The sequence below is a fragment of the Actinacidiphila epipremni genome, assembly GCF_012034175.1.
GTDB classification, from domain to species: Bacteria; Actinomycetota; Actinomycetes; order Streptomycetales; family Streptomycetaceae; genus Actinacidiphila; species Actinacidiphila epipremni.
The window spans coordinates 31,112-42,859 of sequence record NZ_JAATEJ010000034.1 but is presented as its reverse complement, the minus strand read 5'-3'; the positions used below and the strand labels follow the sequence as shown (position 1 = coordinate 42,859).

At 69.1% G+C, this 11,748-nt stretch carries 9 protein-coding genes; 8 read left to right on the top strand and 1 reads right to left on the bottom strand.

The genetic code is table 11. The features are described from left to right. Window positions 1–137: 137 nt before the first annotated feature. The 8 genes from HCN08_RS30900 (at window position 138) to HCN08_RS30865 (ending at window position 8,916) form a co-directional block, all read left to right on the top strand. Complete coding sequence (locus HCN08_RS30900) at window positions 138–950, top strand: ATP-binding protein (protein WP_167986617.1); 813 nt, start codon at window positions 138–140, stop codon at window positions 948–950. After that, window positions 947–1,753 carry an AAA family ATPase gene (locus HCN08_RS30895; protein ID WP_167986616.1) on the top strand — a complete coding sequence of 269 codons (807 nt, stop codon included), beginning with the start codon at window positions 947–949 and terminating at the stop codon, window positions 1,751–1,753. Before HCN08_RS30900 ends, HCN08_RS30895 begins: the two co-directional genes overlap by 4 nt. 125 nt (window positions 1,754–1,878) lie before the next feature. Then, entirely contained in the window at window positions 1,879–2,877 is a 999-nt protein-coding gene (locus HCN08_RS30890) for a hypothetical protein (protein WP_167986615.1), read from the top strand. Window positions 2,878–2,892: 15 nt separating this feature from the next. After that, the gene (locus tag HCN08_RS30885) at window positions 2,893–3,357 is read left to right on the top strand and encodes a hypothetical protein (protein ID WP_167986614.1); all 465 of its coding nucleotides are present in this window, start codon (window positions 2,893–2,895) and stop codon (window positions 3,355–3,357) included. A 296-nt stretch (window positions 3,358–3,653) separates the two neighbouring features. Continuing rightward, window positions 3,654–5,063 (top strand): hypothetical protein, encoded by a 1,410-nt coding sequence (locus tag HCN08_RS34905; RefSeq protein ID WP_206319448.1) that lies wholly within the window; start codon window positions 3,654–3,656, stop codon window positions 5,061–5,063. Window positions 5,064–5,390: 327 nt separating this feature from the next. After that, window positions 5,391–6,005: a helix-turn-helix domain-containing protein gene (locus tag HCN08_RS30875; protein WP_167986613.1), complete on the top strand. Its 615-nt coding sequence runs from the start codon at window positions 5,391–5,393 to the stop codon at window positions 6,003–6,005. Continuing rightward, a complete protein-coding gene (locus tag HCN08_RS30870) occupies window positions 6,005–8,176 on the top strand; it encodes a hypothetical protein (protein WP_167986612.1) in 2,172 nt (723 codons plus the stop codon). The genes HCN08_RS30875 and HCN08_RS30870 overlap by 1 nt, the downstream gene beginning before the upstream one ends. Continuing rightward, window positions 8,176–8,916 carry a helix-turn-helix domain containing protein gene (locus HCN08_RS30865; protein WP_240970594.1) on the top strand — a complete coding sequence of 247 codons (741 nt, stop codon included), beginning with the start codon at window positions 8,176–8,178 and terminating at the stop codon, window positions 8,914–8,916. The genes HCN08_RS30870 and HCN08_RS30865 overlap by 1 nt, the downstream gene beginning before the upstream one ends. A gap of 559 nt (window positions 8,917–9,475) precedes the next feature. Here the strand turns inward: HCN08_RS30865 and HCN08_RS30860 are convergent. Further along, window positions 9,476–11,350 (bottom strand): AAA family ATPase, encoded by a 1,875-nt coding sequence (locus HCN08_RS30860; protein WP_167986611.1) that lies wholly within the window; start codon window positions 11,348–11,350, stop codon window positions 9,476–9,478. Window positions 11,351–11,748: the final 398 nt, after the last annotated feature.

The following is an 11,748-nucleotide window of genomic DNA, read 5'->3' as shown; positions in this document are numbered from 1 at the left end:
CGACGTCTTCGACGCCGCCGGCTGCGCCTTCCTGGGGGGCGTCCGGGCCGTCCCCTCCCGCGACCCATCACCTCAGCCCCCCTCACACAGACCCCGAACTCCCGGCAGCCTCTCCATCCGTACCCGAAGGAGCCATCATGGCCACCGCTACCGTGACCGCTGTCGCCACCGACGACGGCGACCCCGACTTCTACCTCGGCCTTGCCTCTGCCCGAATCGTGGCCACCGAGGCGCTGCTGGAAGCTGGCGAGAACATCGCCGACACCATCGACGCCCGCGCCATGTCGTGTATCTACGGTGACGCAGGACTGGGCAAGACGTTCTCGGTGCGGGCGGCATTGAAGGAAGTCGCACCGGACCTCGTGCTGCTGCTGCAGTTCCGTTCCCGCCCCACCCCCCGCGACATCCGCATGGAACTGTTCGACGCTCTGCACCTGGAGGGCAAGCCCCCCGCCCGCCCTAGCGAGTTCGACCAACTCCTCAAGCGCTCCCTGGCACGCCGCCCCTACGTGCTGGTCTGTGACGAGGCCCAGCAGTTCAGCCGTGAGTGCTTCGAGTTCATCCGGCACCTGTGGGACAGCGGCAAGGGCAGGAACCGTCCCGCAGTGCTCTTCGTCGGCGGTGAGGAGTGCTACAAGACCCTCTACAACGAACCGGCCCTGGCCTCCCGGATCTACATCTGGCAGGAGTTCACACCCATGGAGCCCGACGAAGTCGCCAAGAACATTCCACTGTTCCACCCGGTCTGGGCAAACGCATCACCCGAACTGATCAACTTCATCGACCTGGAAGCCGGTGGCGGCACCTTCCGCATGTGGTCCAAGATCACCCACCACGTATTGGAGGGCCTCAAGCGCCGCGGGTTGACCGAAGTCGACGAAACCCTCGCACGCTGGGCTCTGCGCCGCGCACGGCCGCCGCGCTCCGTACGCCGCGACGACGACCGGTGACCCCCACCTCCTACCGGGGCACCCCCGCCACCACCACGGCCACTGCCCACGGCACCGTCCGGCGCGCCCGCCACCACCTCAACCTTCCCCACGCCCGCACCGTGACAACCAGCCCGCTCTCCGCCGCCGCAGCCGCCCTGCGCACCACCTTCGCCCAGCACGGCATGATGTGCCTGACCGCACCAGCAGGGGTAGGCAAGACCTTCACCCTGCACACCGTCCTGGACCACAACCCCCACATGCAGGCCATCCGCATCCTGCCCCGGCCCCAGGCCCGGCCCCAGGACTTGCGCCACAGCCTGCACCACGCCCTTGGCCTGTCCGGCCAGCCCCCGGATGACTGCGGTACCAGCGACGACCTGGTCCGCCACGCCCTCCACCACCCGGTGCGGCTGCTGGCCATCGACGAAGCACACCAGCTCTCCGCCACCTGCCTGGAATACCTTCGCTACCTCTGCGACGACCCACGCACCCAGTTCGCACTGCTCCTGACCGCCGGCAGCCACCGCATCCGTGCCCTGCGCGCCACCGCGATGCTCGCCGCACGCATCACCTGCTGGCACAGCCTGGACCTCTTGGACCGCGCTGACATCCCCACGACCATCGCCGCCTTCCACCCCCACTGGAAGACCGCCGATCCCGCCGTGCTGCTCCACCTCGACCAGAGGTGGGCCCACGGCAACTTCCGCCGCTGGGCCACTGTCACCCACCGCAGCATCAGCATCCAGCACCGCACCGGCCAACCCACCGCCGATCCCGACGCCCTCCTGCGCCACCTGGTACCAGGGGCGCAGACCCGATGACAGCCACCCCACCCGAAGACGGCCATACCCCCGCCTTGGGTACCCCGCCCCCTTGGATCCCGCACACCGCCACCCTGCCCGCACCGGTCACCGTCATAGTCGACCCCCACGACGAAGCCCACTACATGCGACTGGCGTTCACCGCCCACCAGCCCGGCCGCGGGCACATCACCGTCCATCCCACGCCCGCACCGGCTGTGCCCGGCGGCGCCTACCTTGCCCACGACGTGATCCGCGCCCTGGGCAAACACCTGCCCATCCTCACCGAAGACCACCACGCGCCTCCATGGATCACCTACGCCGAACGCAGCTGGCGCATCGCCGCCGCCTGGATCCTGGCCCTCGGCGTCACCCGCATCACCGTCTGCCGCGCCCATCGCCTCACCCGAAGGCAATGGGAGCACCTGCTCACCCTCAACGCCGGCACTGGCATCCGCCTGACACTGCTCTGCAACGGGCCACTGCCACCACACGCAACGGCGACCCTGGCCGCCGCCGACCACCGCCTGCTCGACGATCCGGCCGCGGCCGCCGCGCACTGGCGACCTGCCAGGAAAGACCTGCCCGGCCACCGTTGGTGGCAGCACCACGCCCCCTTCCCCCCAACAGTTGGCGAGGTGTGGTTCCCGATGCCCCCGCAACCCACACGCCCCGTCACCTACCGCCCGCCCGCGCCCCCACCGCACGTGGACGGCCCCATCACGCCCAAGCCGCCGCCCCACGCCCACCAGGACCACTGCCATCCGCACACCGCCACCGTCGCCGCCCGGATCCACACCCGCATCGCCCACCCCGTCCACGCCGCCTGTGTCGCGGTGCGTGTCCTGACCGGCTACACCACAGACCAGATCGGGCACTTGCTCTACCGGCCCGGCCAGGGCCTGCCGCCGTTGCCCGCATGGACCGACCCCCTACTGGAAGCCGCCCGCCGTCTGGCCGAAATCAGCGGCCACCCCGATACACCCAATCCGCTGGCCAGCCCCCGCTGGCAACACCCCGAAATCGAGCAGGCCCTCACCGCGTGCCGCCTGCTTCCCTCACCACCCGCTCGCACCACCAGCGGCCCAGCACGCTCCGCACCCAAGAACGACATCGCCTCCACGCTGCGCGGCCGCACTGCCTGATCAAGGACATGCCGTATGCTCCACGGCCCGGACAGCACCAGCTCCATCGCCCACGCACTCGACATTGCCGACGCCCGCTACTGGACACGCCAGCCCCCGAAATCCGACCGGGCCCGGCTGCGCTTCCTGCAGGCGCGCCACACCAGCATCACGGCACTGGCCGCGCAGTTGAACACCACGCCAGCCGCTTTGCAAAACCTCCTCGACCATCCGCAGAGCCCCGCGACCCAACCAACCCGCGAGGCCATCGCCCACGACATCATCCGCATGTGGCAGCCGAGGGTCCGCCGCCGCATCCATCGCCAGATCATCAACAGCCAGCACGCGCCTGTGCAGGTACACCTCTGTGCCTGGTTCGGGTTCGACGCCGCCGCCGGCTCCTCCGACGACGGCCGTCAGCGCCGGCTCACCGAGGCACTGCCCGCCCCCCTACCCACAACTGCTGTTCGAGGCCCGCCACCAGGGCGCGGGGGAACCTGAACTACGGCAGATCCTCGGTGAGGCGCTGGCAGAGACTTACTTCCACCTGCGCTCTCCACGCAAGCGCAGCCAAGTCCGGCTCACCGACATCGCCTATGTCGAGTTCGCTTATTGAGTTGCCTGCGGCATCGCCGGGCGGGGACCGCCGTCAGGGTCGGACAGCCTCGTGGGAGCAGCCCTTCTCAGCAGCGGGGGTTGGTACCACTTCGGGTTGATCCTCCACGATGGCCACCCCGGCCGGGTACCTACATGGCAGGCTCTCGGCCAGGCATCTGGTCGTTGGTGGAAGGCAGCCGATGAAGAAGCTCCTCAATGAGCGGCAGCTTGCGGTGCTGGAGTGGGTCGGCAAGGGCTGCCCCGAGGGGGTCTGGGACTCCAGCGGCTATAAGGCCAGCTGCCAGGCGCTGCAGAACAGAGGACTGGTCAAGGTCTCCCGACGTGGCGGTCGTTGGAACGTGGCGCTGACAGATGCCGGCAGCCACTACCTGGCCCACGGCACCTACCCGGCCACTCCGGCTTCAGCCAAAAATCTGGCCATGCCCCGGTTGACGCCTGTCAAGGCGTCGACGGACGCTGGACCTACTGCCTCGCCGCTGCCTCGAATGCCGCGCCAACCACGCAAGTCCTTCACCGAGCAGCTGCTGGAGGAACTTGAAGCATCGGGCGGCAGGATCGTGCGGACGGGGCGGGACTCCGACGGGTGGCCTGCCCGCGTGGCCACCGCGTGCAGGTCCGGACGGATCCCGAAGACGAAAGAACTGTATGGGGGGTGGTGTCGTGACGGCTACGAGATCAAGCTTGTCGACACCCCGGCATGGCGGCTGGCGGTCCTGGAACCGGTGGCTGTCCCGTCTCGGCTCACACGCCCACACAAAGTGGTCCAGGCCATGCAGAAGGTATCCCAACCGCTTGCTTTGACGAGATCCGTCCAGGGGCGCGCCCTGCGGCTCGTGCACGCTCTCCTGACAGCGGTCGAACGCGACGGTCATACCTGCGCAGCCGGTGTGGTGGATGCAGCACCGCCCCCGCACCGCCGCCGCAGCTCTCGATCCCACTTCACGGTCACCGCCCAGGGGCAAAGCGTCGACTTCCTCGTCGTCCAGGAACAGGACCGCGCCGAGCACATTCCGACCGAGAAGGAGCTGGCCGAGGCGAAGAAGTACTCCTGGGTAAAGATCCCCCGGTTCGACTACACGCCCTCCGAGCGGCTGCGCTTGGTCCTCAGCGGCGGTCAGCCGCACCGTGCGTCCGAGTGGGCCGACAGCGCTGAGCGCCCCCTGGAGGAGCAGCTCCCCGAGATCGTGCAGGAGATCGGGCTGCGGGGAGAGGCGGCCGAACGCAGACGCCTTGCCGACCTGGAGGCGGAACGGCAAAAGCGCCTTCGCTGGGAAGCCGCGATGGCGCAGGCCCGTGAAGAGTACGCCGAGGCTTACCGAATCAGGGAGTTGGAGTCGCGGGAGGCCGCCTGGCGCCGCGCGAACCACCTGGGTGAGTATCTCGATGCCGCCCGCGCGCATGCCGGATCCCTCCCACCGGGGCCGGTAAAGGCCCAGGCCGACGCATGGATCGACTGGGCCACACGGCACGTAGCTCAGCTCCAGCTGATGGCCCAGCGGCTCCAGCTCCCCGCCATCCCAGAACCCCGCCCCGACGACCTCAAGCCGTTCCTTCGAGGCCAGAGCCCGTATGGCCCCAACCTCTACTGACCAGGTCTGAGCTTCTGGCCTTGCCTTCACTGCTTCCGAGAGCCGCTCCGACGTCAGCCCGCCGGCGCGCGGCACGCGTTCTTGACGGGGAGGGGACTTCGCTCGGCCCCCTCTGCGATCTGGCCAAGGGCTCAGCGCGGGGCCACATGGCTGCCCGGTACGTGCCCTCGGCTGGGGCAGTGTTCCTCGGCCCGCAGGAACGTTGTGCTAGCCAGGGAGAGCGAACAGGTACAGTCCTTCATCAGATATTAGAGTCGGGTTGACGGTTTAGGTGCATGCTTCCTACGCTTGCGGTGACCGAGCGGCGTCGGAGGAAGGGAGGCCGGTGTGCTGCTGACCACCGGTCAGGCGGCTGCGGAACTCGACTGCGCGGTGACCACCTTCCGTCGCCTGATCCACGCGGGCCTGATCCCGGGGACAGCCCGTCGCGGCGTGCGGGTTATGGTGCCGCTGGAGGTGGTCCTCGCACTGAAGGACCGTCCTGTAGCGGACCTGGCGCACCTGCAGGTACCGGAGATAGCCGTGCTCCGCGCCGACGTCGCCCCGGCGACCCGCCAGCAGAGTGAGCAGACACAAGGCTTCTCTGCGTCCCTGCCTCCCGATGAGCTGCTGGCTGCCTTGCAGGGGCGGTGGCGGTGCAATCCGGCGAGTGTGGCAGCCGGACAGATCCTGCCGGTGACCCTGTCCGGCTACGTGGTCGCCGTCCTCAGCGGCTTGCAACAGTGGGCGAAAGACAGTCAGGGCCGGCACAGCTTTCCCGATGCCGTTCTGGCCGGTTACGTCACCGACTTGGTCACCCCCGTCACGCACCTCACCGCACCCACCCGGTCCGGACGCCAAGCGGCGAGCCGGCTGCTCGGCGCTGCGCTCCCGTCCCATTCCGGCGGCCCGGTGGCCTACATCCGCACCCGCCCTACTGCCATCACCAGCCAGGAGTCCTGATGGATGCGTCCGCTTACAAGGCCGGCCTGGCCGAACTGCGAAGCCTGCGCGAGGACATCAAGAAGGCCCGCACCGCCCTGAACCGGCTGGAAGCCCGTCGGGACAAGCAGATCAACGCCCTGGCCAGCCACACCAAGGCCAAGGCCGAGCAGATCGCTCCCGCTGCCGGGCTGAGTATCGCCGACGTCGTAGCCGCTGCGCCGGATCTGACCCCCGGCGCCCTGGCCACTCCCACGACCTCAGCAACCAGCCAGGGGAACCACGCATCTGCCGCGCTCTGTGCGCCTGCTGCCACTGCTGGCGCCCAGCAGCAGGCCGTGGCCCCGCCCGCACCCGCCCCGAGCGCAACCGTCGTCGTGCCCGCGCCGTCGTCCCCGCTGGCCGAGGCACGCCCCGAGGCCGCCCTCGCGCCCAGCGCGGCGCCGGCCGAGTTCACCGCCCGGCCCGCGCTGGCTGATGCACTCGAGCCTGCCGCGCAGCAGCCGCGCCTGCTGCCGTCGATCCCCCCCGACGCGGGACCAGCCTGGTTCGGGCATGTCAGCGGTCTGGCGTCCACCCGGCCGAACTTCACCCAGCAGGCCAGGGCGACGGTCTTCCTCGACACTGCCACCGGGATCCTGGCACATCGCGACCAGACCATCCGCATCGATCTCGCGGGCGCGAGCGCCGGCGAGATCCTCAACGCCGTCTCGCTGACCGTGCCTGGCCCGGTCGAGCGGATCTACATCACCGCAGGCGATCCCTGGCACCGCGACGCCGCCCGCTACCCCTATCTCAAAGACGCCGTCGCCGCCTGGCTGAACGCCCCCACCCTGGGCTGGCGCACCGACACCGGACGCGGCCAGGACCGCATGGCCGGCCACTTCGTCCATGCCCGCAACCCCGTCGGCCGCTACATGCGCGAAAACGGCGAGGGACACGTCGAGATCCGCTCGGTAGGGGAGTGGTTCGACCCCGATGGCGCCGACCCCGCCACCGTCCGCGACGCGTTCGTGCTGCTGTGGAAGAACCTGCGCCGCCACTGGCCCGACGCCGTCGTCATGGGCTCACCGTCCCAGACCGGCCGGGACCTGTGGACCCGCACCATCCCCACCCGCGGTCAGTACGCCGAGGGCTATCCCGTGCTTTCCGAGGAACTGCGCGGCCTGATGCACGCCACCGCAGGCCAAGGCCGCAACGAACTCCTCACCCCCGCGACCACCCCCCAAGTGCCGGAGCAACTGCCCGCCCTGGTGGAATATGACCGGACCTTCGCCTACGCCAAACACACCTGGAAGTCCCCGGTCGGCACCCCGCGCCGCATCACCGCGGCCACCTTCCACTCGTGGTCGGACAATGAACAGGCCAGGGCCCTGTTCGGCTGCGGGCACTGGCACATCCGCGCCACCGTCCCCGAAGGCTGGGGCCACGTCGGGCTGCTGCCCGCCCCGGCTCCCGGCGACCGCGCCTGGCACTACCCCGCCACCCCCGGCACCACCTTCACCACCTGGGCCGGCGGACCGGAAGTCCACACGGCCCTAACCAACCCCCTCAGCCCCTGGAAGATCGAGATCCTCGACGGCATCCTGTGGGAGGAGGGCAAACCCCTGGACGACTGGGCGAAAAACCTCAAGGACGCCTGGGCCGCCCTCGACGCCCAGGCGGCCCTGCACACCGACCCCCGCCAGGCCCGAGCCGCGCACCTGGCCTCCCGGGCGGTGCGCGCCATCCTGCTGTACGGGATCGGGTCCTTCGCCCAGCGGCCCCGCATGGTCACCGGCACCACCCCCCGTGCCCTGGAACGCGACGTCCCCGCGGACGCGGAGATCATCAGCTTCGACGACCAGCAGATCACCTGGCAAAAACCCACCGGCTTCTCTCGCGACCCCAACGCCCACCCCGAATGGTCCGCCGCGATCTGGTCCGCCGCCCGCGCCGCCCTGCTCATCCAGCGCCACCGCGACGAGGGCGCCTTCGCTGGCGCCCTGCACGTTCCCACCGGAACCGTCGTCGCCTTCCGCACCGACGCCCTCTACCTCACCGGCACCCACCCCTGGCCCTACCATCGCCAGCCCGGCGATTACCTCCTCAAGGGCCACCTCACCGGCCCCGTCGTCGCCCCGACCAGCGAGGAAGAACTCCTCGCTCTGCGCGACGCTGGCCGCACCGCCCTCACCGGAGCACCCGCCTGATGCCCCCGCGCAACCGCCGACGAGCCGCCGCAGGCACCTCCCGCACCGGCCCGACCGGCAGGGACCTGAACGAGGCCGCACGCATCACCGCCCGCCTCCAGCAAGCCGGCCTGACCAAAGCCGACATCGCCCGAATCCTCGGCCGCGACCCCTCCCTGATCTCCCAGTTCGCCACCCGCAATAAGGGCGCGGCTTTCGTTCCCGCCCTCACCCAGATCGAGCGCGCCGTGGCCGGCGGGATCAGCGACCGTGAAGAGCTCGCCGCCATCGCTGCCCCCCACATCACGCGCCGCACCACCGCCTCCGGAAGCCGCGCACGCGTCCGGACCAAAGCAGTGTTGATCACCCCCGCCGGCACTGGCACCGGCCGCGCCGGAGCCCAGGCCATCGCGTCCGGCTCCGCCCGGCTGCGTCCCCTGATCGCAGAAGCTGCCCGCCTCGGACTGCGCTTGGCCTTCACCGTCCGCGTGGCCAAGACCGGCTACATCCACCCATCGGGCTCACGCACCGACTCGCCTGGCATCCGCCGAAGCGTCATCCAGCGCGCCGACCACACCGAGGAGCGTTCCTACGGCTCCGCCCACACCGGCGGCTTTGATGCCGCCGAATTCGCTGCCCGCGTGGACGCAGCCGGCGGGGACGTGACCGCCGCCGTGCACGCCTTCCTCGTCGAGACCGGCCGTGTTCACCCCAGCGCCCGCATTATTCACCTGGAGATCCGCACCTGGCGGGCGCGCTGATCCTCCAGGGCCAGAGCGCCGTTGTGACTGTCTGCGCTGGCCTGGGTGCATGTCTGTGGAAACGAACGCGGGCGGTGAGCGTGCTCGGGGGGGCCTGGTACTGGGGACTGCCTGGGGGAGCGGAACGCCGGCGCTGTTCTTCCCGGCGGGCACCAGGGCTCCGTCTGGGGGGTCCCTCGCCTTGCGGGGTGTTCCTCGTTCGCAGGAATGGCTGCTGTGCTGCACAGTGGTCAGGAGGGGCGGGCCTGCTTTCAACTGCGTCCGCACGGCCTTCGCGAGACTCTCCGCCCGGACGGGTGATGTCAGTGGTGGAGGGCAGAATGCGTGCAGGGGAAGGGAGTGGCGATGTCCACTGACGGTTCTGACCTGCGGATACCTGCGCCCAGCGGTTGCCGGTGGTGTGGGATCGAGCAGCGTGAGCACATGCAGCGATGGAAGCCTCCGGTCGGATGGCACGAATGGGCCGCGCCGACGCTGGAGCAGCGCAAGGAGCGGATGTGGGCACGTCGTGGCAAGGGTCGTCCGCAGGCCGGCGGAGGTCAGGCCCTGCGAAGCGGTTTCATCCGGCTAGCGTCCTGAGTTCTGCGAAAACGTTCCGCAGTTGTTCAGGAACGTCGTTGGAATCCTCCAGGGCCATCGCGAGCTCGTACATCATCTCGGGCTTGCCGCCCGGGCCGGTGGGGCTCTGCTCCTGGAGCAGTTGCTGTACTGCCCCGCTGAACTTGCCCTGACCGCGCAGGCTGGTGAAGTCGGCCGCTTGCCAGCTTCCCTCGTTCCTGGCCCAGATCTGGTTGGCGACGCGTGCCCACACCTCGTCCTCGAAGAGCTCCTCGAGTTCGTTGTACTTTTCCTGGTCCGCGGCCTCCGGGTCGGGTTCGCCGAGGAACTTGACGTACCGCTGCGGGTCGGGGGCGAAGAACTGGTCGAGCTTGGGGGTCTTGAAGATGCCCTTGCTCACGTTGCGGCTGTCGGCGTCGACGACCAGCATGATCGTCCGCCCGTGCTGGGCGAGGTACCGTGCGAGGTGCAGGGCGCCTTCGTTGTTGAAACAGGCCCACAGCGCGATGCCGGCAGCCTGCAGGGACAGTTCCTGGCACAGCCGGAACAGCAAGGGGAAGGCACGCTGTTCGGTTTCGCCCTCCACGGCCAGGAAGCAGCGCTCGTGCAGGAGTACGGAGTTGCGCAGGCCGACCGCTGCGGCGATCTTGCCCAGGTGTGCGTCGATGTGGTCTCCGAGCAGCCCGGCGCCCAGGCGCTCCACCACGGTGCGGTGGTTGTCGAGTTTCAAGTGCACCACGTCGGAGATGTCGACGCCGTCGATGAGGTTCATCGAGTGCGTGGCGACCAGCACGCTGACGTGGGGGATGGCGCTTTGGTCCCGGATCAGCTGCATGATCTTGCGCTGGTGGGTGTAGTCCAGGTGTGTGTCGGGTTCGTCGTAGACGACGATTGTTTGCACCGGGGGCGGCTCGGGCAGGTCGGTCAAGTCCGCGGCGGGAGAGATGTCCTCTTCCTCGGCCAGCAGTTCGCTGGTCCATTCCCAGATGGCCAGCGACACGCGCCGGTTGCTTCCCAGCCCGGACCGCTCCAGGCCCACCGCCTCACCGGCGATGCGGGCGATGCGCAGGGGCGCCGCGCGGAACCCCTGCTGGAAGGATACGTCGGGCTCGACGAAGACCTCTGCCAGATCGGGGCAGCGGCTTTGGATGTGGTCGCACAGTGACTTGGCGTCGATCCGCAGCCGGTCTTTGACCTCATCCTCGATGGAAGTCAGCTTGCCTTTGAGGTCCGGGTCTTCCATGTGGCTCTGGAACCGGTCGATCAGAGCGGTCTTGACCGCGTCGTCGGGCCGGGCCGCCTTGCCGTCGAACGGCAGGAACCGCGGCATGCGCTTGTCCAGTCCCGGTGGAACGGGCAGCCAGTTCTCGGCACTGGCGTGTGCATGTCCGTACTCATGCAGGGCTCGTACCAGGTCTGCCCTGCGCGGGGATGGGGGAGTGAGCGCGAACTCCTTCACCAACTCCTTCAACGCCGGCACCAGCAGCTTGGACAAGTCGTGCAGCCGCTCGTCGTCCGGAACCGACCCCCATATCTCCAGTCTGGTGACGAGGTCCTCCCCGCCCGTCCTGCGCAGCTTCACCTGAGGAGGCAGACCGAACTGGTCCTGCTCGTAAGGGTCGAGGGTGAACATGCCGGACACGTTGGTGCTTTCGCACCGCCCCGGCGCTCCTAGCCCGCTGCCGTCGGCGCTGGCCAGGTAGGTGCGGTCGGCCTCGGAGAGGGAGCGTTTGCCCAGCAGGAAGGCCAGCGCGTCGAGCAGGGCGCTCTTGCCGCCGTCGTTGTGCCCGGCGAGGATGGTCGGCTTACTCACGGGGATGTCCTCGACCTCGGTCAATGAACGGAAGCCGCTGACGCTGAAGCTGTTCAAGTGCACTGCGCGACCGCTTCCCGTCCCCCGCCCGGACACCCCCGCCCGAGCACATACCTGACGCTCACTCAGATGCTGCGCCTTCGTTCCGAGCGCCCCATCCTAGAGGGTCCGCGGAGTCATCGCGATCTACTGCGCGAACCCTGCACGCCGTCGGACCGCCGTTCGCTCAAAACGCCACATCGTTGGCCGAAGCATCTTTTACCGAAACGCTCCTCGGCGGGATTGATTGTCACTAGGATCATCGGCTCATGGGCAGCTTGCGGCTCGTGGCGGGTACCCGGGCAGTCGGCTGCGCTATGGCCCGGGCGGTCGCGGCCCTCGGGTCCCTGGGGCAACTGTCGGGCCATCAGCGGCCTTATCTGTTGGCCGGTTTCGGGTGGTGTGCCGCAGTAGCGGCAGGT